Genomic DNA, 19,800 nt, shown 5'->3' on the forward strand with positions numbered 1-19,800 from the left:
CTGTGGAGTAAAATTGTAATTTTACTTTATTTTTAAATAACCATTGGTAAATCATTAGATATTTTGAGTTTGAAATAACTCTTGCAATTCTTTAGCAATCTCCTTCTCATCTTTGTTATCAGAGTTTTGAGATTTGATAAATTCTAATGTCGCTAAAAATCGCTCTTTTGGCATATAGCCTGGATAAACAAAGAGAGTTTTTCCGTGAGGAGAAACAAAAACAAGTGTTGGAGTTGGCTTAATGTTGTAAAGGCGCGCTAGTTCGGAGGTTTCTTGGGCATCTTTTAGGAAATCTACAGAATGAGATTTTGAATAACTTAAGTTGATATAATAAGGTGAGTAGCTATTTTGCAAGATAGTTTTAACCTTACTATCATCGCGAATAAGCTCTTTAAGCTTATCACAATATATACAACCATTAGCAGCAAAAACTAAAAAATAGGGCCTGTTGTCTTTAGTTGTGATTTTTTGTGTTTCAAAAAATACATCAGCTACTTCTTTATAAGAATTTTTATCAACATTTTGCAAAGCATCAAGTTGTTCTTGTGTGTTTTTTGCACCACTTGAAATAATATTTGAATCAAGCTTTTCTTCACAGCCAATCATTAAAAATGCTAAGACTAAAATAGAGAGTAAATTTTTGATTTTCATTTTTTTCCTTTCAAGTTATTTTTATAGTTACTTCTTAACTTACGCACTTCTTTTGTAAAGTTGAAGTAAGCAAGGGGTAATTTGAATAATTGTGCCCCCCCCCCGCAGTGTTTGCTTTTATAAAAGCTTCTCCTAGTTTATAAGTAAGACATTCTTTTTCTTTTAAAGATTCTTTGTAATCAGGATAAGATTCTAAATTAGGGAGTTTAAGATTAGGATTCTTTTTAATAGCTTCTTGGTATTGTTGTTGTTCTTGTTTGTGTTTATCTTTGATATAAGATAAAACATAAGGCATTCTAATATATCCTAGTAAAGATTTAGAATTCTCTATCATAGCTTGTCCTAGTTTGTATGATAGATGATTGTGGATTCTATCTTTGGCAGTTCCATAACGGATAGTAAAGTTTAGTTCTTTAGTTTTAGAATTAAGCTGTTGGTTCTTAAGGCTTAGTTCTTGATTCTTTAGGTTTAATTCTTTTTGAACAGAATCTAATTGATTCTTGGTTTGGGTGAGTTTTTGGGTTTTTGAAACTAATTCTTGTTTAAGAGAATCAAGAGAGATTTTAGTAGCTTGGGGTTCTTGGGTATTAGCCTTAATTTCTGGTTGTTGTATGATAGGTTTGGGTGTGATTGTTTCAAAAGTGAGATATTGAAATTTTTTTTCATAAGATGGTAAGGGAATGTCGTATTCACAATCTTTAAAATAAGCAAAACGATTTTTATTATTGTTGCAGTAGAGAGCATCATAGAGAAATTCCAGTCTTTCATTTGCAGTTTTTAGAGAGTCAAGCTTTTCTTCTATGGCTTTTGGAGAGAGGAATTGGGATTTGTCGTAGGTGTATTTGAAATCATCTTTAATCATTAAATTATACTGATGCGTGGTGTTTGAATCCCAATTATGCACACATTCTCTGCTCCAAAAAATATTGGTTTTGATTTCTTTAGCGGGATTTCCAGCATTAGCAGTATTTGAAAAGAATATTTTAGCGACAACACTTTTTGCGCCTACAATAGCACCTGATGCAATAAATGTTTTTTTTAAAAAAGCAACTTCTTGTCCTATCCAAGTATGATCTCCAATATAAATGCTCTGAGTGGGATTGATTCTTGTATTTGTATTGATATCGTAAATTAGATGGGGATCAGCATTTCTAAACCAAATAGAATGAGAAAGTAGGTTGCTATTTCCTATGATAATATGTTTTCTCTCGGATAAAAGCAATGATCTCTGTCCAAATGGATTAAAATAATTGTTATTGCCCACATAACAGATAGAATCTGTATGTATTGTAATGTTTAGCATTACAGCCCCATTGTCTCCTAAAAATACCACTGAATTATTACCAGCAAAAGTAATGTTGGTTTTTTTTAGAAAACATCGTGATGCGAGGAAAAGGATATTATTTGTGCCATTGAAAGTTATTTTTGAGGATTCTTGCTTACTTATATCCCCATAAATTATATTACCATTTTCTCTTAGGTGTTTTTGCATTTTTACTCCTAGCTTATTTGTCCTGTTTTTAAGATTCCTTTTGTTTGTTCTAAGATAAATCTTGCAAAATCCTCACTATCATTGAGACATTTGGAGACTCGGTAGTCTAAAATGCCTATTTTCTCTGCTTCTTGTTTGTATTGAATAGAGAGTTCAAAATCTGTTTCTGAATTATCAAGGCTAAAAGCAATAGGATAGATGATGAGTTTTTTCCCTTTGTAATTTTTCAAGTAATCTCCCAAGCTTGGCTCTAGCCATTTAACAGGTCCTAATTTAGATTGATAGGCAACTTGGATACTTGCAAACTCTAATCCTACTTTAGGTAGCATTTCTTTTAGTGTATCCACATTAGCTAGAATCTCTTTTTGATAAGGGTCGCCATTATCAATATTTTTTTGCGGAAGTGAGTGAGCAGAAAAAATAAGATGAAATGCTTTGGAATCTTCATCACCTAGAGTCTCTTTAATGCGATTTAAAATAGCTTTGTTATAGCTTTGATTATCAAAATAGTGCTTAATAAAATGCACTTTGGGCTGGTAATTAAGAGCTTTAAGAGCTTTTAGAAAATCATCATAAGAGCTTTGTGTCGTAGTATAACTAAAATGTGGATAAAGGCTAAAAAGCACCACTTCTTGTATATTTTTGCTTTGTAATTCTTTGGCAACAAGATTGGCAAAGGGTGGTGTGTAGCGCATTGCATAAGTGTAAAAGTAGCTATTATCTAGGATTTCTAGCTTTTGACAGAGTTTGAAAGTGTGCTCGACTAAAGGAGATTTATTGCCAATTTTTCTGTAGTTGTTTTTGGATTCTTCAAGGCGCCTATAGGTAATAAAACTCGCTACCATAGAGCGAAAAAAATTGCTTTTAATAGGTAAAATATAAGGATCATTAAACATATTTTTTAGAAAAACTTCAACTTCATCTAAAGAATTAGGACCGCCCATATTAAGAAGCACAACGGCTATATTTTTTGTATTTTGCATTAATTTACCTTTTTTGCATTAATCATTCCGCAGAAATTTTTACCTTCATAAAACTCGATTCTATAGACTTTACCTTTTTTGTCTAGTGAGAAGTTTTGATTTATATCTGTGGAGGTTAAAAATATTTCTTCTTCGCTTACCACACCATTTTTGGAATAACCAATCACATTAACTCTAGCTTTTGGGTTTTTTTTGATTAAAAATCCTTCTTGGAATTCTAGAGTTTTTCCAAAATTGACTTTTTTGGTAATACTTTTATCAATCTCTATTTCCATACTTTCAATGCTACATTGCATAGAAAAATACTCAGGCTTTAAAAAAGAGATTTTTTGGTGTCCGATATAGACTTCATAGCCATTTTTGACTTTTTTAATTCTCCCTAGTGGATGAGTAAAAGTGAATTGATTATCTTTTTTAAGTAAGGGGATAAAATTAAGTGTGTTTTTGATTTCGCTTAATTCAAGGGTGATATTGTTATTAATATTAAGAGTCTTGTAGTCTTTTACTTTATTTTCCACACCCTTTAGATCTAGAGTAAAATTGCGTGTATATTCTATGCCTAAGATTTGCATTAAAGCTTCAATGGAGTTTAATTGATAAAGGGTTTTGAGTGGAAGTTCTTTGATATTTTTGCTAGTTTCTATGGCAAGAGCAGGTTTTAAGTGAGTAATGGCATAATAAGTTAGAGAGTTTTGCTGTTCTTCATCTTTGAAGCGCGTTTCAGTGTTTCTTACTCCAAAAGTGTGAAAATCATAATGTAATTCTTTGTTGAGTTTGGTTTCAATTTCTTTGGCTATTTCATCAAGATTTCCAAAAGGAATGTTATCAAGCATCTTTTGATCGATAACATAAGTTTGTCCCCACGCCTTTGGATTAAAGATTGAATTTTCCCATTTTTCTCGGTAAAATCCGTGTCCATCGTGAAGGTTAATTACAAAATTTACTTTAGGACTAGTGATAATTTCTTTGATTCTAGCAACATTGTCAAAATCAGGATCATTAGGTGCAATATGGGCAAATTTACGATTCATATCCTTGTAGATTCCGCGCTTAAAGGCTAAAATACTATCAGGATTGAGATTGGGCACAACCAAAACATTGCCTTTTAGAATATGATAAGAATCTGCCAAAATACTAGGCGCAAAATATCCGCCAGGCTCATCCCCATGAATACCGCCAATGACAAGCAAAGTTGATCCATCGTTATCGCCTTTGAGTTCATAGAGATTAAAAGGAGTATTTTTGGCGTTTATAAAATTTAAGCCAAAAAGAAAAAGGATAAAGATTTTAAAGAAAAATAATTTCACAAAATTCCCTTCAGTGTCATCTTAATATAAAGTAAGCCATTTCTAAAATACGATGAGAATATCCCCACTCATTATCATACCAAACCATAACCTTTGCCATATCCTCTAGAACAAAAGTTAAATCCAAAGCCACAACTCCACTTAAGGGGCAATTGACAAAATCTTGAGAAACACCATAAGATTCATCAACGCCCAAGATTCCCCTTAAATGACCAAGTGCAACTTGTTTAAAAAGGGTGTTAATGGATTCTTGAGTGGCATTTTTTAGGAGATTAACATTGAGATCAACCATAGAAACATCAGCTACAGGGACACGCACACTATGTCCGTGGAGCTTATTTTTCATCTGGGGCAAGACTAAATGCAAGGCTTTTGCTGCTCCAGTTGTCGTGGGTATGATGTTAATTCCAGCAGCTCTTGATCGCCTAAAATCACCCTTTCTATGCACAGAATCAATGAGATTTTGATCATTTGTGTAGCTGTGAATGGTGGTTAAAATTCCATTTTTAACGCCAAAGTTTTCATCTAATAGTTTGATAACAGGGGCTAATGCGTTAGTTGTGCAGCTTGCATTAGAGATAATTTTTTCTCCCTTATAATCTTGATGATTGACACCAAGAACAAAAGTTTTTGTAGAATCTTTTGCAGGAGCTGATAAAATCACGCGTTTAGCTCCCTTTTGCAAATGGCATTCAACAAGGTCGCTTTCTAAAAATAATCCACTTGCTTCAATAACAATATCAGCTCCGCAAATATCAATTTCTTGCGGAGTTTTTGCATTGCTAAAGGGGATTTCTATACCATTAAAAACAAAACGATTAGTTTGTGAATTATAAGAATCTAAAGTGATGGTGTGAGTTTGATGGACAGAATCATGCACAAAAAGATAAGCAAGCATTTGAGAATCAGCAAGATCATTAATGCCAACAATTTCAATTTTATCCTGCATTTCGCATAGCGCAACGCGTGCAATGCAGCGTCCGATTCTGCCAAATCCGTTTAAAAAAACTTTAACTTTTTCCATTAATTCCACCAACAAGCGCTTTTAAAAGCGCAATTGTAACATAAAAAAATAAAGAATTAAGATTTATTTTTCGCTAAATTAGGGTATAATGTGATTTCTAAAATATTTATAAAAAAATAAAGGAAATGAAATGTCATTGTATGATAGAAAGCCAATGAATAACTATGGGCAGTATACAGAAAGTAGCTTTGCGCAAAGTGATATGGCATTGGTTAGCTTTGTAAAACAGACTTATCAGCTTTTTGCAGGTTCGCTTTTAGCAGCAACTATTGGTGCTTATATTGGTATTAGTACTTTAGGTGGTGTGGTAGCGCAGTATTACATTGGATTTGTAATTTTAGAGCTTGCATTGCTTGTTGGATTGTTTTTTACCAAAGCAAAACCGGGCATTAATCTTTTGATGCTTTTTGCTTTTACTTTCGTGAGTGGTTTGACATTAACTCCAATTCTTAGCAGAGTGCTTGGAATGCCTGGTGGAGCTTCTATTGTAGCACAGGCGTTTTTATTGACAACAGCGATTTTTGGCGTGATGAGTATTTTTGCGCTTCGCACTAAAAAAGATTTAGCGAGTATGGGCAAGATTCTGTTTATTGCTTTGATTGTTGTTGTGATTGGCTCACTTATCAATCTTTTTTTGGGAAGTCCGATTTTGCAAGTTGCAATTGCAGGGGTAAGCGCAATTTTATTTAGTATTTTCATTGCCTATGATACACAAAATATCGTAAGAGGACTTTATGATAGCCCCGTTACGGCAGCAGTAAGCCTTTATTTAGATTTTTTAAATCTCTTTGTGTCCTTGTTGCAATTGCTTGGAATCTTTGGATCTAGAGAGGAATAAGAGCTTTGAATCAACTCTCTGATTCAGAGTTAAGAATACTTGATGCCAATCTTAATCGTTTAAGAGAAGGTATTAGAGTAGTTGAAGACATTTTGCGCTATAGCTTTAATGAAAAAGCTTTGGCGCTCAAACTAAAAGATCTTCGCCATTCTTGCAGATTAAAAAATTTTCATTCTTTGTTGAATTCAAGAGATTCTCAAAATGATGTTTTAAAAACTTCTATACCACAAGAACAAATACGAAAAGGTTTGAAAGATATTGTGATTGCTAATTTTAAGCGCACTCAAGAATCAGCGCGAGTTTTAGAAGAGATTCTTAAGCTTCAAAAAATTGAAGAGAGTGAGCAGTTTAAAAATATTCGCTATTCTCTTTATATTTTAGAAAAAGAAATCTTTAATGCTTTGTTTATGAATTAGATTTCTTTCTTTTATTGCTTAAAGCAGCCAAGATTCCACCACAAGCAATTAATGCCATTCCTGAAATAACAAGGGCATTAGGAATCTGATCGCCCAAAATGATCCCCGCTAAAGTCGCCATAAAAATTGTAACATAGCTAATTGCTCCAATAATGGGTGGATTTCCTAGCATATAGGCTTTTGTAAGGTAGATTTGCGCATAAGTTGAGACAACTCCAAGCCCAAGGACTAAAATCCATTCATAAAAAGTAGGCATAACAAAAGGCATAAATAAAGAGATAGGGTAGTTTTCATAAGGAACAAGCTGTGTTAAAAGGGGAAGAAGTGAGCCAAAAAATCCTAATGAACCAATAATGATTCTAGGATCATAATTTTTGGCTAACTCTGCCACTGAGAGATAGGCTAAAGCAGCGGCTACTCCACTATAGATTCCTATGCTTAATCCCCAAAAGCTTAAATGGAGATTTTGAGGATTGGAGATGAGTAAGATTCCGCTAAAGCCAAGAAAAATAGCAATCCAGACTTTAAAAGAGACTTTTTGGCGGATAAAAAATACACTAAAAAGAGCCAAAAAGATAGGCGAGGTGTAAGAAAAGGCAAAGGCGATTCCAAGGGGCATCACAGACATATTATAAAAATATGCTATCATCGCACTTCCACCAGCAAAACCGCGAAAAATCAAAATAAATGGTCTGCCACCTTGTGGCGTTTTTGGGGGTTTGAGTGCTAGAGCAATGAGAACCCAAACAAGCCCAAAGAAATTTCTAGCAAAAGCAACTTCAATGGCAGGTAGATTTGGCGTTAAGACTTTAACAAACATTCCCATAAAAGTAAAAAGCAAGGCAGCAATAAGCATAGCTATAATAGCTTGTTTGTTTTGATACATTTTTATTCTTTTTTTGAAGTTTTGCTGAATCATACTCTTTTTAGTCTTATGGTTTAATTTGACAAAAGAGGTATTTAAGGGGTAAAATTTGCTTTTTAAAAGGGCTTTTATGGATAAAATTTATGGAACTATTGCGATTATGGGGCGACCTAATGCGGGGAAAAGCTCACTTTTTAATCGTTTTTGTAAATCAAGAATTGCTATTACCTCTGAGATTGCTGGGACAACAAGAGATGTAAAAAAGGCTAATGTTACTTTAAAGGACACTCCCTTTTTGCTACTAGATACAGGTGGGCTTGATGAGAGTGATTCTTTGTTTGTGCAGGTTACAAAACATTCGCATAGCGCTGGAGAGAGTGCGGATTTGATTTTGTATGTTGTTGATGGCAAAATGCCCCCAAATCCTTTGGATAAAAAAATCTTTTATGCCTTGCAAAAGAAAAATTCCAATATTTTTTTGGTGGTCAATAAAATCGACAATGACAAGGAGCAAAGTAACGCTTGGGAATTTAGTGAATTTGGTGCTTGTCATACATTTTTTGTGTCAGTATCCCACAATCGTGGAATTGGAAAATTAGAAGATAGTATTGTTAGGTTGCTAAAAAAAGATTCGCTCACACAGCTTTTTAATGTAGATGAAGAAGAATCATTGGAAGAGTTTTTGGAAGCTTCTGTGGCACAGGAAACAGAAGAAGTTATTAATATAGGGATTATAGGCAGAGTAAATGTGGGCAAAAGCTCACTTTTGAATGCACTTTTAGGGCAAGAGCGATCGGTGGTTTCTAGTAAGGCAGGGACAACGATTGATCCTGTTGATGAAATGGGTGAGATTGAAGGCAGAAAAGTAAATTTTGTGGATACAGCGGGTATTAGACGCCGAGGGAAAATTGAAGGATTGGAGAAATTTGCGCTTAATCGCACTAGAGAAATTTTAAAAAGATCAGATATTGCAGTTTTAGTTTTAGATGCTTCAAGTCCTTTTGTGGAGTTAGATGAAAAAATTGCTGGTTTGATTGATGAATTTAAGCTTGGCGTTATTGTGGTATTAAATAAATGGGACATTGCTCACAAAGACTACAAGGGGATTATGGAAGATTTTAGATTGCGCTTTAAGTTTTTGGATTATGCGCCTATTTTAACCATTTCAGCAAAAAATGGACGCCATATTCAAAAGTTAGAGCAAGAGATTTTGAAGGTTTATGAGCATTTTTCTTATCGTATCCCGACGGCTAAGCTTAATGAAATAATTAAGGAAGCCACGATGCGACATCCTATTCCAAGTGATAGGGGTAAGATTGTCAAGGTTTATTATGCGACACAATTTGAGACAAAGCCACCTCAAATTGCCTTGATTATGAATCGCCCTAATAGTTTGCATTTTAGCTACAAGCGTTATTTGGTTAATTTTTTGCAAGAAAGGTTTGATTTTAGCGGAACACGCATTATTTTTATTGCGAGAGGAAAAAATGCTTTTGAGGAAACAAAACAAAAGAATTTTGAGGAATAATTTATAGGTTTAGAATCTAAAAATGGAACGACTGAGTTTTAACTAATATCTATAAACACTTATTTTCAGTATTTATAGATTTTTTAAAGAAACTTAAAAGAATCCTATTTATAAAAAACAAAATTTCATCAATGCTAATCAAGGCTATAAAAAATTCTTTTTATATTTGTTTGTATAAATCAAAATTAATTGCTTTGCGAGAGAGATTCACTGCCAAACACCTTCATTTCGTGCTTTACTTTTGGCAATTAAATCAATATCCCCTTCTCTCTCACTAAGCCAAGTCCATTCCTTTACATTAAGAGTGAACCAATCACATTCAAGTAAATTGCAATGAGTAAACATTCCCAAACAACCCAAATCATACTTATCTCCCTTGCAATGATAAGTTTCTTTGTCGATTTTTATCATTCCTGATTCTTTGGCATATTCATCTATCCTTTTATACATATCTTCTAAATTATATTTGCCTTCTTTTAAAATCTTTTCTTCATCTAAAACTATTCTTGTGCCTAAAAGTGGGTATGCCATTTTTATCCTTTCATGCAATATTAATTTCAATTATAGAAAACAAAAGCTATTTTTCTAATATAATTTAAGTGATAGGTAGGATTGAATTTGCAAAAATTAAAAATTTGGTATTTAGCTTTTTATATTTTTCTTTCTTTTTTAAATTTATTTTATAGTATAATATTTTTGTTGTGATGATAAGAAATTAAGTTTTATATATTGCTTACGGAATTAGTTAGAGAATTTAGTAAAAAATTCGGTATTAATTCTTATGAAAATAATGCGGTTAATAAAAGGTAAGTATTATTTTGAAATCTGATTTTAGCCTAAGAATACAAAGGGTTTAAAATGGACAAGGGAATGAAGATTCTTGAACTTTATGGTGAGTTAGCAAAACTCTTACAAGATGAAGAATTAGTGAAAAATTTAAAAGAGCTTTATAAAAAACATCCTGAAAAATTTGATAATTTCAAAAAGGTTTCTGATTTTATAAAAGTTTTTGACACGCAAAATAAAAGGTAAAATTTTTTTGAGATTATAAATGCAAAGTTAAGATTTCACAAGGAGAAGAAAATGAGCAACAAAATAGAGAATTATCCAAACATAGAGAAGTTACAGACAATATTAAACGAATTAGCATTTCATCAAATACACCAAGCGTGGATAGACAAGAAAATTCCACAACACAGCTTGATAATACTAGAGAGATGGGCAGAGTTTTATCCAAATACAATCAAGAATCTAGGAATGTCAGATCTAATGACACTAGCATTACCACAAGCACAAATGGAGCTAGAAATCTTGGAGAGCAAAGAAGCGGACAAGAAGAGAGAACAGGGGCTAACAGATATGGAGATACTAGCAGAAGAGCAAATCAATCTCAATCAATACATAGCCATAGAACCCCAAATTTATTCTCCTTTGTTTCAAGAAATGATGATGAAAGATAAGGAGCAGACACAAGAAGAAACAATCAACGATCAGTATTGGAAACTACAACAAGAATTAATGGATATGAGAGAAAAAATCTTAAATCTGGACGAAAATTAGATTTTGTAAGCGATGATGAAGTCTATCTTGGCTCTTTAAAAGATAGATTTCAAAAAAATCTTCAAGCCATTAAGCTTTTAAAATATAGAACAAGAAAACCGCTATGCCACTAAACAAGAACAAGAAATTCTAAATAAATTTTCAGGATAGAGTGAATATTTTCTCTATCTCAATACCAAGATTATATAGCAAATTTAAATTTTAGAAAGACATAAATTGATGACTACTCAGGCAAAGCAGAAATTAATGAAAGACAAGCGGAAGTGGGTAGGCATAGTCATCCCCACCATCCCATATTTAATGACTTCAATTTTCGTAAATCCGCAAAGGATTTTAAAGCAAAATTAGAAGAATTTAGCAACAAAAATAAGAACCATACTCAAACCAAAGAAAAGGAGTTAAAATGATGAGTAAGCCCATAGTTATTAATAATCAACAAGTGCAATTTAACTTCAAAGATAATCAAATATTTTGCACTAGCCTAGATGTAGCTAAGGTTTTTGGGAAACAACATAAAAATGTTTTAAGAGATATCGAAAACATTTTAAATGATTTGCGAGAAATAGGGACTTCTAATGATCTGCTCAATTTTGAGCTTTCATTCAAAGTCCATAAAATACAAGGCTTTAAAGGTAGAGAAAGAAAATGCCCATATTATAATCTAACTCGCGATGGTTTCTCTCTTTTAGCAATGGGCTTTACAGGTAAAAAAGCTTTACAATTCAAAATCGCTTTCATCAATGCTTTTAATGAAATGGAAAAACTTTTACAAAAAGAAATTAAAAGCCCCAATAAATACTTAACAGATTTAATGGAACTCATTTATCCAAATTTACCACAAAACGATTACAAGGTTAGTGTGGTTATCACAGATAGCCCTTATTCCAAAGAAGCTAAAAATGTATTTTCTTTAAATTATCTTGTCGATAATCGCACACCAAAAGATCCAAAGAAGTTGCAATGAGTGATAAAGAATTACAAAAAGAAATATTAGCCTTAGAAAACGATGTTAAGCAACTAGAAGCAACTATTAATGCAATCAAGAAAAGAATTACTCATCTTAAAGACATTGCTTGGGATAGACAAAGCAAAAAAGAAAGCTCTCAAATGTATAAAGTATTAAAAGATACTAAAGAGCATACAAGAGTTAAAAGCAATGTAGGAGATATAAAAGTAGATAAAGACTTTATGGAAAAATAAATTAAAAAGCATTTAGATAATCCAAATTTAAGAGGAATGGTAACAACTAAAGAAATGCTTTCTTTTCCTAAGGTTGCTAAGGGCGTTAGGGTAGAATTTAACGTAGAACATAAAGATTTCACTTGGAAAGTTAAAGCAAATGATGAAAATATTCTTATATATGGAAGTAGAGAATATATACAAAACAATAAAGCAGTCAATAGGCTTTTAACAAGTTATAGTCAAACAGAAAAAGGAGAGAGAATAAATAATAGTGGGAATGGGCAGACAAAGTCAGCTCTGCCTCCGTTATTTAAAGACTCCAATTTTCGCAGACCCACTAACGAAAATATTATACCACAACAAAACCAATCTGTGAATGATTTTAAACAAAGTGGTTGATTTTATAAGGGAGTACAAAAGTATTTAACGAGCTATATCAAAGATAGTAATAATACTAGAATTTGCGACTAAGAAAGCAATAGTGGCATTTTTAGAATAGCAACAGATAAAATCAAAGGGGAGGGTCTCATCCCGCCACTATCCCCCTCTGATGAGATAATTATAACCTTTTATTCTGATAGAAATCTTAATAAACAAATGGAATTTAAAATATAAATGTTACGGATGCAAGGGTTAAAATCAATAAAATACAATATGGTGGCCACGACTGGACTTGAACCAGCGACCACTACCATGTCAAGGTAGTGCTCTACCAACTGAGCTACGCGACCTTTTAAAACAAGAAGCATTGATAAAAGAGAGTGAAATTCTATCAAACCGCTCTTTTATTTTTTCTTAAAAAAGGTTTGAAGAATGATGAGAAATACTCCAAGATTAATCATCATATCTGCAAAATTGAAAATTGCAAATTCAAATTTATAATGCCAATAAATATAATCTACAACGCCAATATGCAAGAATCGATCAAGAATATTTGAAATGCCACCACCAAAGATAATGCCAATAGGTAAAGAATGGGCTTGAAAAATTTCTTTATGTTTCCAAAGATAAGCAAAGATTCCAATAAGCAAAAGAATTTGAAGATATTTTAACCATTCTTTTAAGAAATCAAAGAGAGAAAATGCAACCCCTTGATTATAAGCAAGCACCAAAGAAATAATATTTCCTTGATATTCAAAGTTATTCTGCACAAACCACCACTTGATGGCTTGATCAATTAATAAAACAAAAAATAAGGCTAGAGAAAAACTAACTAAGGATTTTTTTGTCATCAATAAAGCTTTCCTTTAAAGAATGTTTCGCACTCGCACAAAACTTTTTCAAGCATTTTTGTGTCCTTGCCTTCAAGCAAGATGCGTAGTTTGTTTTCTGTTCCGCTGTAGCGAATTAAATGGCGAATCTTTTTGCTTTCAATTTCTTTAAGAAGCGTTTGGTAGTTTTCTAATGTATCTAAGTTGGGTTTGCTTTGGACATTGATATTTCTTAGGATTTGTGGATAGAGCTTGAAGCAATCAAGCGCTTTTGAGGCTGTTTTTTTGGATTGCAAAATATAAGCCATTGTCTGCAAAGCACTTACTAATCCATCACCTGTTTTGGCAAAATCACTAAAAATAATATGCCCACTTTGCTCCCCACCAAAATTAAGACCATTAGCTAACATACTCTCTAATACATATTTATCACCAACATTAGAACGGATAGTTTTAATTCCGTGTTCGCTTAGAAATTCTTCTAGGGCATAATTGCTCATAATAGTTGCCACTGCGGTATTGTTTTTTAGCGTGTTGTTTTGTTTGGCAGCAAGTGCTAAAACCCCAATGAGTTTATCTCCATGCACCACTTCACCCTTTTCATCAACAACTACTAATCTATCAGCATCTCCATCAAGAGCAAAGCCAATGTCAGCTCTTACTTTGCGCACTTCTTCTTGAAGCATTAAAGGTTGTGTAGCACCACAATTTTCATTAATATTAAAGCCATTTGGAGAATCATTAATCACAAAAACTTCTGCTCCAAGTTCGCTAAAAATCGTAGGAGCAACCTTGTAAGCTGCTCCATTAGCACAATCAAGCACTACGCGGATTCCATGTAAGCTTAAATCTTTTGGAAAAGAGTTTTTAATATGCACAATATAGCGCCCTACAACATCATCAATTCGCTTACTGGAACCAATTTCTTTGCCACTTTTTTGTGCAGATTCTAACAATGATTCATCATAATAGATTTTTTCAATGTTTTCTTCATCTTTTTCATCAATTTTATAACCACTTTTGCCAAAAAATTTGATTCCATTATCCATAAAGGGATTGTGACTAGCGCTAACCATAATTCCACCATCACATCGCATATCTTCTGTAAGATAGGCAATGGCAGGAGTTGGCATAGGTCCAATTTGAATCACTTCATAGCCCACCGCAGTTAGTCCGCTTACAAGTGCATTTTCTAGCATATAGCCACTACGCCTTGTGTCTTTGCCTACCAAAATTCGGTTAGTTTTAGAATGTTCTTGGTAGTAGATTCCTGCTGCAATCCCTAATTTTAAGGCACAAAATGCATTGAGCTTTACTCCTGCTTCCCCTCTTACTCCATCAGTTCCAAAAAGTTTCATAATGACTACCTTGAAATTTAGTTTTTCTTAAGCACTTTTATTTGCTTTTAATAAAAATTAAAATAAAATTTTAGCTTAAATTTTTTTATAAAAGGATTAACGCTCTATGGCAAATCATAAATCAGCAGAAAAACGTATCAGACAAACAAAAAAGCGCACAGAGAGAAATCGTTACTATAAAACAAGAATCAAAAATATGACAAGAAGCTTAAAAGAGGCGATTGAGGCAAAAGATCTTAGCAAATCTCAAGAAGTTATGAAGCAGATTAATCAAGCATTTCACAGCTATGTAAGCAAGGGAATCTTGACAAAAAATACTGCTGCAAGAAAAGTTAGTCGTTTAAATTCTTCTGTTAAAAAACTTGCTTTAGCTAACGCTTAAAGTTAGCTAAATTCCTAATTCATAAATGTTAGCTTCAAAATTAAAACCTTTCATTGATCGCTATGATGAGATTAGCAATTTGCTTATACAGCCGGAGATTCTAAGTGATATAAAAAAAATGACTGAACTAAGCAAAGAGCAGAGTGATTTAGAAAAGCTTGTCCAAAAATCTAAACAATATTTGAAAAATCTTGAAAGCATAGAAGAAAATAAAGGGCTTTTAGATGATAAGGAATTAGGGGATTTAGCCAAAGAAGAGATTAAAGAAGCGGAATTAGAAAATGAGAATCTAGAATCAGAAATCAAGATTCTATTGCTACCCAAAGACCCTAACGATGAAAAAAATATTTATTTGGAATTGCGCGCAGGAACGGGAGGAGATGAGGCAGGAATCTTTGTTGGAGATTTGTTTAAAGCTTATGTTCGCTATGCTGAATCAAAGGGCTGGAAAGTTGAGATTATTAGTTCTAGCGAAAATAATGTGGGCGGATATAAAGAAGTCATTGCTCTTATTAAGGGTAAGGGCGCATATTCTCGTTTGAAGTTTGAAGGTGGGACACATCGGGTGCAACGAGTGCCAGAGACAGAATCGCAAGGTAGAATCCACACTTCAGCAATCACCGTGGCTATTATGCCAGAAGTTGATGATGTGGAAGTGGTGATTAATCCTAATGATTTAAGGATTGAAGTTTTTCGTGCGGGCGGACATGGTGGGCAGTGTGTTAATACCACTGATTCTGCTGTGCGTATCACGCATATCCCAACAGGCATTAGTGTTTCAATGCAAGATGAAAAATCCCAACATAAAAACAAAGATAAAGCTTTAAAGATTCTAAAGGCTAGAATCTATGAAGCTGAGCTTGAAGCTCAAATGGAGCAAAATGCAGAAGCAAGAAAATCCCAAGTGGGAAGTGGAGATAGAAGCGAGAGAATCCGCACTTATAACTATCCGCAAAATCGCCTAAGTGATCATAGAATTAGCTTAACCTTGTATAGTTTAGAGGAGATTATGCTAAATGGTGATTTAGATCAGGTGATTGAGCCTATTATTGCTTATTTCCAAGCAGAAGCATTGCAAAATAGTGGAATTGCTTAGGAAATTGCATTTTTTAAGGATTTTTTTACATTTTTTTATTATAATTACAATTTTCTTACGGACAGATGGGTGAGTTGGCTGAAACCACATCCCTGCTAAGGATGCGTAGTCGCAAGATTACCGAGAGTTCGAATCTCTCTCTGTCCGCCACTTATTTCTTACCTTAACAAAATCCAATTTTTGAAAGTTTTGATTATTTTTTTGTATTTTAGTATTTTTTAAAAGTCATAAAAAATGCTTGATTGTTATAAAAAAGATTCTAGAAAATTAATTAGAATATACTTATTTGAGAATTTATAAAAGAGTTTATTTGTCTTTTGGATAAACTTTTATAAAATTTTCAAAAAACTTGGTTAAAATTCATAGTAAAAAAGTGGTGTGGTATGCTAGAACAAGATTTACAAATCAAACAAATTTTACAAGAAGCAAAGACTATTGCTATTTTGGGACTTTCACCAGATGAGAGTAAGCCTAGTAATAAGGTAGCAAAATACCTTTTAGAACAGGGTTATAGGGTGATTCCTATTTATCCTAAAGGTGGTGAGATTCTTGGGATCACTGCTTATTGCACTTTACAAGAAGCATTTAGTGGTGAGGCTAAAAAAGGTGGAATTGATATTTTAAATATCTTTCGCAAAAGCGAAGCGATTCTTGGAATAGCAAAAGAAGTGCTAAGTTTGGAAGCTAAACCAAAGTGCGTGTGGGTGCAGCTTGGTCTTTTTAGTCCCAAATCCAAAGAGATTTTAGAAAATCAAGGTATTTCATATTTTGAAAATTTATGCATTAAATTAGAACATCAAAGGTTGTTTGCATGATTCCATTGGCAAAAATTATGGATGCAAGCCGCAGATTAAAAGGGATAGCGGAGCATACAAAGTTGGCTTTTGCGCCAAAACTTAGTCAATTAAGTGGTGCAAAAATTTATGTCAAGCAGGAAAATTTACAAAATACGGGCTCTTTTAAATTGCGAGGAGCATTTAATAAAATTGCTTCATTGACTACAGAGGAGCGAGAAAAGGGCGTGGTTGCTTCAAGTGCTGGGAATCACGCTCAAGGTGTTGCCTATAGCGCAAAGCATTATGGAATCAAGGCAGTTATTGTGATGCCCGAATCAACCCCTTTATTGAAGGTAATGGGGGTAAGAGAGCTTGGCGCAGAGGCAATTTTATATGGTAATAATTATGATGAAGCTTATGCATACGCCTTGGAATATGCGCAAAAAAATAATTTGCATTTCATCCACCCTTTTGCAGATGATGAGGTTATCGCAGGGCAGGGGACAATCGCTTTAGAAATGATAGAAGATCAAAATAATCTCACAACTATTGTTGTGCCTATTGGTGGTGGTGGATTGATTTCAGGGGTGGCAGCTGCTTATAAGCAAATGTTGCCTAGCGTTAGAGTGATAGGTGTTGTGGCTCAAGGTGCTCCTGGAATGTATCACTCATTTTGCAAAAAGTCTATCCAAACCACGAAATCTGTGCGAACAATCGCCGATGGAATTGCGGTGCGCGATGTGAATGAAAAGAATTTTAATTATATCTTAGAATGCGTAGATGAGATTGTAGTGGTGGATGATGAAGAAATTGCTAATGCAATTTTGTATCTACTAGAAAAACAAAAATTAGTTGTGGAGGGTGCTGGGGCAAGTGTTGTAGCAGCGCTTTTGCATCAAAAATTTAAAATCAACCCAAATGAGTTAATTGGCTTAGTCTTAAGTGGTGGCAATATTGATGTTACTATGCTTGGCGTGATTATTGAAAAAGGTTTGGTGCGCTCTCATCGTAAAATGCGCTTTAGCGTGGTGTTGGTTGATAAACCTGGAAGTCTGCAATCTTTAAGTAATTTACTCTCAAAGCTTGGAGCAAATATTGTTAAAATTGATTTTGATAGGACTTCTACTTCTTTGGGTTATGGTGATGCAAATGTGATTGTAATGTTGGAGACAAAAGGCAAAGATCACCAAGAAGAAATTCGCGAAGAATTGCATAAAAATGGTTATGAATTTATAGAAATGTAGGTTTCTTTTGAACGAAAACAAAAAGGCTTATCTTTTTTTATTTTTTATTTTATTGATTGATTTTTTCTTACTTTTGTGGGTGGGCAAAAATTTAAGCATTAGTTTTTATGAAGCACAATCTTTTTTTAATCCGCGCGATTTTGCTGGATATTATGCCAAATTAAGTGTTTCTTTATTTGGTAGAAGTGATATTGGGCTTAGAATCGGATTCTTGCTTTTACATTTGTGCAATGGTGTTTTAATGTTTTTATTAGCAAAAACATTCTTAAAGCGCCCTAGTGATGCGGTGTTTTGCGCATTACTATTTTTGCTTTTGCCTGGTGTAAATGCAGGGGCGATTCTAATTTCTAATAGCGGAATCGTGATTTTTTTTAGCTTGTTTTTATGTTTGTGGCATCAAAAAACGCAAAAATTTCCTTATTGGCTTTTGCTGATGATGGCTTTTGTAGATAAGAGTTTTTCGTTGGTGTTTTTGGCTTTGATTTTTTATGGAATTGCTCATAAAAATACTTTTTTGGTTTTTGCCTCTTTAGTGTGTTTTGCGGTTAATATGTATTTGTTTGATTTAGGGATTGGAGGACATCCTGAAAGTCATTTTGTGGATATGATTGGACATTTGCTCCTTATTTTTTCTCCTTTGGTTTTTTTATATTTTTTATATATGATTTATCGATTTGCAAACTCTAAAGCTAAGCCTTTAATGTGGTATATTGTTGTGGTGGCTTTGAGTTTTATTTTTATTTTTTCATTGCGTCAAAGGGTGGATATTGAATCTTTTGCGGCTTTATTGATAGTTGGTATTCCTTTGATGGTGAATTTATATTATTCGGGGCTTAGAGTTAGGTTGCCTAAGTTTAAAGGGCGTTACAAAATTCCATTTAAAATTACATTGGCTATTTTGTTGTGTATGACGGGGTTGTTAATCTTTTCGAAGCCTTTGTTTGTAGTGCTTTCTAATGAGGAAAATCATTTTGCTTATCGGCATTATATTGCTCAAGAATTAGCAAAAGAGCTTAAAGAGCAAAAAATCAAGGCAGTTAGAACTGAAGCAAGAATGCAAGAGAGATTATTGTTTTATGGAATTCAAAAAGGGGGAAGAAAATTGAGCCAAATTCCCAAAAAAGATTCCATTAAAATCCCAATTATTTATTATGACAAAGAAGTTACCACATTTTATGTTCAATAAAGCCTTTAGTTTATTTGAGATTTTACTAGTTTTAGGAATTTTGGGTATTTTAAGTGGGGTTGGTTATTTATTTTATCCAAAATCTGCGTTAAATTTAGCTCAAGAGCAGATTATCAATCATTTAAATTACACGCGATTCTTGGCTTTGAATACCTCTAAAGATATTACGCAAAGCTTATTTTGTCAAAGTGATTTGTGCAAGGAAGAGAGAAGTAGATTTGAAGAGAGTTACTGGAGATTACAATTTTCTAATCTAAAAAACATTGAGTGGGCGTATTCTATCTTTAGTGATAGTGCAAGGAGTTCAAAGACGAAAAATTTTGATGATAGACCTATGGATTCTTTTGAAGTGGCAAGGGATCCTATGAGTGGAAAATATTTAAGCGTTTATACTTATAATAATACGAAATTTGCTAATACGCTAAGAGAGGGTGATTTGTCAATATCTAAAAGATATGGGGTGAGTAAAGTGCAAATGTATGGGGGCTGTGGGAATCAAAGTGGCGGTAGGGTGATTTTTGATAATAGGGGGTTTTTGAGGTGCAAAAAAACTGGAGAAAAGGTGAGTTTTCCAACTAAGGAGGTGGTTTTGGAATTAAGCGATCATTTTGGGAATCTACTTAGGGTTTGCATTTTTGAAAATGGACTTGTTAAAAAATGTTAAAAATTATGCAAAATTGTGTTACAATAAAAAAATATTT

At 33.4% G+C, this 19,800-nt stretch carries 20 protein-coding genes, 2 tRNA genes and 2 pseudogenes; 14 read left to right on the forward strand and 10 right to left on the reverse strand.

Annotation, left to right across the window (positions count from 1 at the left end; all coding sequences use genetic code 11):
* Positions 1-54: 54 nt before the first annotated feature.
* Genes MKD52_RS02600 through gap form a run of 5 tightly spaced genes read right to left on the reverse strand, consistent with a single transcriptional unit; the run spans position 55 to position 5,457 of the window.
* Complete coding sequence (locus tag MKD52_RS02600; protein ID WP_242099151.1) at positions 55-651, reverse strand: thioredoxin family protein; 597 nt, start codon at positions 649-651, stop codon at positions 55-57.
* Between the two features lie 34 nt (positions 652-685).
* Positions 686-2,143, reverse strand: a complete 1,458-nt coding sequence (locus MKD52_RS02605) for a hypothetical protein (RefSeq protein ID WP_242099152.1) — start codon at positions 2,141-2,143, stop codon at positions 686-688.
* An 8-nt stretch (positions 2,144-2,151) separates the two neighbouring features.
* Complete coding sequence (hemH, locus tag MKD52_RS02610; RefSeq protein WP_242099153.1) at positions 2,152-3,126, reverse strand: ferrochelatase; 975 nt, start codon at positions 3,124-3,126, stop codon at positions 2,152-2,154.
* The gene (locus MKD52_RS08655; protein WP_242099154.1) at positions 3,126-4,433 is read right to left on the reverse strand and encodes a M99 family carboxypeptidase catalytic domain-containing protein; all 1,308 of its coding nucleotides are present in this window, start codon (positions 4,431-4,433) and stop codon (positions 3,126-3,128) included. The genes hemH and MKD52_RS08655 overlap by 1 nt, the downstream gene beginning before the upstream one ends.
* Before the next feature lie 16 nt (positions 4,434-4,449).
* Positions 4,450-5,457, reverse strand: coding sequence for a type I glyceraldehyde-3-phosphate dehydrogenase (gene gap / locus MKD52_RS02620; RefSeq protein WP_242099155.1), 1,008 nt, complete (start codon positions 5,455-5,457; stop codon positions 4,450-4,452).
* 130 nt (positions 5,458-5,587) lie between these two features.
* On the opposite strand from gap, the gene MKD52_RS02625 reads away from it, so the two are divergent.
* Both MKD52_RS02625 and MKD52_RS02630 read left to right on the forward strand, forming a co-directional pair.
* A complete protein-coding gene (locus MKD52_RS02625) occupies positions 5,588-6,295 on the forward strand; it encodes a Bax inhibitor-1/YccA family protein (RefSeq protein ID WP_112057554.1) in 708 nt (235 codons plus the stop codon).
* A gap of 5 nt (positions 6,296-6,300) precedes the next feature.
* The gene (locus tag MKD52_RS02630; RefSeq protein ID WP_112057553.1) at positions 6,301-6,711 is read left to right on the forward strand and encodes a thiamine-phosphate pyrophosphorylase; all 411 of its coding nucleotides are present in this window, start codon (positions 6,301-6,303) and stop codon (positions 6,709-6,711) included.
* On the opposite strand, the gene MKD52_RS02635 is transcribed toward MKD52_RS02630, so the two are convergent.
* A complete protein-coding gene (locus MKD52_RS02635; RefSeq protein ID WP_242099156.1) occupies positions 6,701-7,597 on the reverse strand; it encodes a DMT family transporter in 897 nt (298 codons plus the stop codon). The genes MKD52_RS02630 and MKD52_RS02635 overlap by 11 nt on opposite strands.
* 109 nt (positions 7,598-7,706) lie before the next feature.
* Between MKD52_RS02635 and der the strand changes: the two genes are divergently transcribed.
* Positions 7,707-9,104, forward strand: a complete 1,398-nt coding sequence (gene der / locus MKD52_RS02640; RefSeq protein ID WP_242099157.1) for a ribosome biogenesis GTPase Der — start codon at positions 7,707-7,709, stop codon at positions 9,102-9,104.
* A gap of 207 nt (positions 9,105-9,311) precedes the next feature.
* On the opposite strand, the gene MKD52_RS02645 is transcribed toward der, so the two are convergent.
* Positions 9,312-9,635 carry a hypothetical protein gene (locus MKD52_RS02645; RefSeq protein ID WP_242099158.1) on the reverse strand — a complete coding sequence of 108 codons (324 nt, stop codon included), beginning with the start codon at positions 9,633-9,635 and terminating at the stop codon, positions 9,312-9,314.
* Between the two features lie 327 nt (positions 9,636-9,962).
* Here MKD52_RS02645 and MKD52_RS02650 point away from each other — a divergent pair, with 327 nt between their 5' ends.
* The 4 genes and pseudogenes from MKD52_RS02650 to MKD52_RS02665 all read left to right on the forward strand — a co-directional run.
* Positions 9,963-10,136, forward strand: a complete 174-nt coding sequence (locus tag MKD52_RS02650) for a hypothetical protein (protein WP_242099159.1) — start codon at positions 9,963-9,965, stop codon at positions 10,134-10,136.
* A gap of 185 nt (positions 10,137-10,321) precedes the next feature.
* Positions 10,322-10,811 (forward strand): annotated as a pseudogene (locus tag MKD52_RS02655) (hypothetical protein); the annotation flags it as partial.
* A 259-nt stretch (positions 10,812-11,070) separates the two neighbouring features.
* Complete coding sequence (locus MKD52_RS02660) at positions 11,071-11,628, forward strand: Rha family transcriptional regulator (RefSeq protein ID WP_242099899.1); 558 nt, start codon at positions 11,071-11,073, stop codon at positions 11,626-11,628.
* Positions 11,625-12,233: pseudogene (locus tag MKD52_RS02665) on the forward strand (hypothetical protein); the annotation flags it as partial. The gene MKD52_RS02660 and the pseudogene MKD52_RS02665, both read left to right, overlap by 4 nt.
* A 268-nt stretch (positions 12,234-12,501) precedes the next feature.
* On the opposite strand, the gene MKD52_RS02670 reads toward MKD52_RS02665, so the two are convergent.
* From MKD52_RS02670 to glmM, 3 genes are all read right to left on the reverse strand, one after another.
* Positions 12,502-12,577 (reverse strand) — tRNA-Val (locus tag MKD52_RS02670).
* Positions 12,578-12,631: 54 nt separating this feature from the next.
* Positions 12,632-13,078, reverse strand: a complete 447-nt coding sequence (lspA, locus tag MKD52_RS02675; RefSeq protein WP_242099161.1) for a signal peptidase II — start codon at positions 13,076-13,078, stop codon at positions 12,632-12,634.
* A complete protein-coding gene (glmM, locus tag MKD52_RS02680; protein ID WP_242099162.1) occupies positions 13,078-14,415 on the reverse strand; it encodes a phosphoglucosamine mutase in 1,338 nt (445 codons plus the stop codon). The genes lspA and glmM overlap by 1 nt, the downstream gene beginning before the upstream one ends.
* 106 nt (positions 14,416-14,521) lie before the next feature.
* Between glmM and rpsT the strand changes: the two genes are divergently transcribed.
* The 7 genes from rpsT (at position 14,522) to MKD52_RS02715 (ending at position 19,763) form a co-directional block, all read left to right on the forward strand.
* Complete coding sequence (gene rpsT / locus MKD52_RS02685; RefSeq protein WP_006655229.1) at positions 14,522-14,797, forward strand: 30S ribosomal protein S20; 276 nt, start codon at positions 14,522-14,524, stop codon at positions 14,795-14,797.
* Positions 14,798-14,822: 25 nt separating this feature from the next.
* On the forward strand, positions 14,823-15,893 hold the full coding sequence (prfA, locus tag MKD52_RS02690) for a peptide chain release factor 1 (protein WP_242099163.1): 1,071 nt from the start codon (positions 14,823-14,825) through the stop codon (positions 15,891-15,893).
* Between the two features lie 59 nt (positions 15,894-15,952).
* Positions 15,953-16,043: transfer RNA gene (locus tag MKD52_RS02695), tRNA-Ser, on the forward strand.
* Between the two features lie 233 nt (positions 16,044-16,276).
* Positions 16,277-16,708 carry a CoA-binding protein gene (locus MKD52_RS02700; protein ID WP_112057546.1) on the forward strand — a complete coding sequence of 144 codons (432 nt, stop codon included), beginning with the start codon at positions 16,277-16,279 and terminating at the stop codon, positions 16,706-16,708.
* Positions 16,705-17,913: a threonine ammonia-lyase gene (gene ilvA / locus MKD52_RS02705; protein WP_242099164.1), complete on the forward strand. Its 1,209-nt coding sequence runs from the start codon at positions 16,705-16,707 to the stop codon at positions 17,911-17,913. Before MKD52_RS02700 ends, ilvA begins: the two co-directional genes overlap by 4 nt.
* A 7-nt stretch (positions 17,914-17,920) precedes the next feature.
* Positions 17,921-19,099 carry a hypothetical protein gene (locus MKD52_RS02710; RefSeq protein WP_242099165.1) on the forward strand — a complete coding sequence of 393 codons (1,179 nt, stop codon included), beginning with the start codon at positions 17,921-17,923 and terminating at the stop codon, positions 19,097-19,099.
* Complete coding sequence (locus MKD52_RS02715; protein ID WP_242099166.1) at positions 19,089-19,763, forward strand: prepilin-type N-terminal cleavage/methylation domain-containing protein; 675 nt, start codon at positions 19,089-19,091, stop codon at positions 19,761-19,763. Before MKD52_RS02710 ends, MKD52_RS02715 begins: the two co-directional genes overlap by 11 nt.
* Positions 19,764-19,800: the final 37 nt, after the last annotated feature.

Origin of the sequence: Helicobacter sp. CaF467b (assembly GCF_022664765.1) — a bacterium.
GTDB lineage: Bacteria > Campylobacterota > Campylobacteria > Campylobacterales > Helicobacteraceae > Helicobacter_D > Helicobacter_D colisuis.

Coding starts and splice junctions, on each gene's coding strand:
- MKD52_RS02700 (WP_112057546.1), top strand. CDS start 16,277: ATGCTAGAACAAGATTTACAAATCAAACAAATTTTACAAGAAGCAAAG.
- hemH (WP_242099153.1), bottom strand. CDS start 3,126: ATGCAAAATACAAAAAATATAGCCGTTGTGCTTCTTAATATGGGCGGT.
- MKD52_RS02605 (WP_242099152.1), bottom strand. CDS start 2,143: ATGCAAAAACACCTAAGAGAAAATGGTAATATAATTTATGGGGATATA.
- ilvA (WP_242099164.1), top strand. CDS start 16,705: ATGATTCCATTGGCAAAAATTATGGATGCAAGCCGCAGATTAAAAGGG.
- rpsT (WP_006655229.1), top strand. CDS start 14,522: ATGGCAAATCATAAATCAGCAGAAAAACGTATCAGACAAACAAAAAAG.
- MKD52_RS02635 (WP_242099156.1), bottom strand. CDS start 7,597: ATGTATCAAAACAAACAAGCTATTATAGCTATGCTTATTGCTGCCTTG.
- MKD52_RS02600 (WP_242099151.1), bottom strand. CDS start 651: ATGAAAATCAAAAATTTACTCTCTATTTTAGTCTTAGCATTTTTAATG.
- prfA (WP_242099163.1), top strand. CDS start 14,823: ATGTTAGCTTCAAAATTAAAACCTTTCATTGATCGCTATGATGAGATT.
- lspA (WP_242099161.1), bottom strand. CDS start 13,078: ATGACAAAAAAATCCTTAGTTAGTTTTTCTCTAGCCTTATTTTTTGTT.
- glmM (WP_242099162.1), bottom strand. CDS start 14,415: ATGAAACTTTTTGGAACTGATGGAGTAAGAGGGGAAGCAGGAGTAAAG.
- MKD52_RS02625 (WP_112057554.1), top strand. CDS start 5,588: ATGTCATTGTATGATAGAAAGCCAATGAATAACTATGGGCAGTATACA.
- MKD52_RS02645 (WP_242099158.1), bottom strand. CDS start 9,635: ATGGCATACCCACTTTTAGGCACAAGAATAGTTTTAGATGAAGAAAAG.
- gap (WP_242099155.1), bottom strand. CDS start 5,457: ATGGAAAAAGTTAAAGTTTTTTTAAACGGATTTGGCAGAATCGGACGC.
- MKD52_RS02650 (WP_242099159.1), top strand. CDS start 9,963: ATGGACAAGGGAATGAAGATTCTTGAACTTTATGGTGAGTTAGCAAAA.
- der (WP_242099157.1), top strand. CDS start 7,707: ATGGATAAAATTTATGGAACTATTGCGATTATGGGGCGACCTAATGCG.
- MKD52_RS02715 (WP_242099166.1), top strand. CDS start 19,089: ATGTTCAATAAAGCCTTTAGTTTATTTGAGATTTTACTAGTTTTAGGA.
- MKD52_RS02660 (WP_242099899.1), top strand. CDS start 11,071: ATGAGTAAGCCCATAGTTATTAATAATCAACAAGTGCAATTTAACTTC.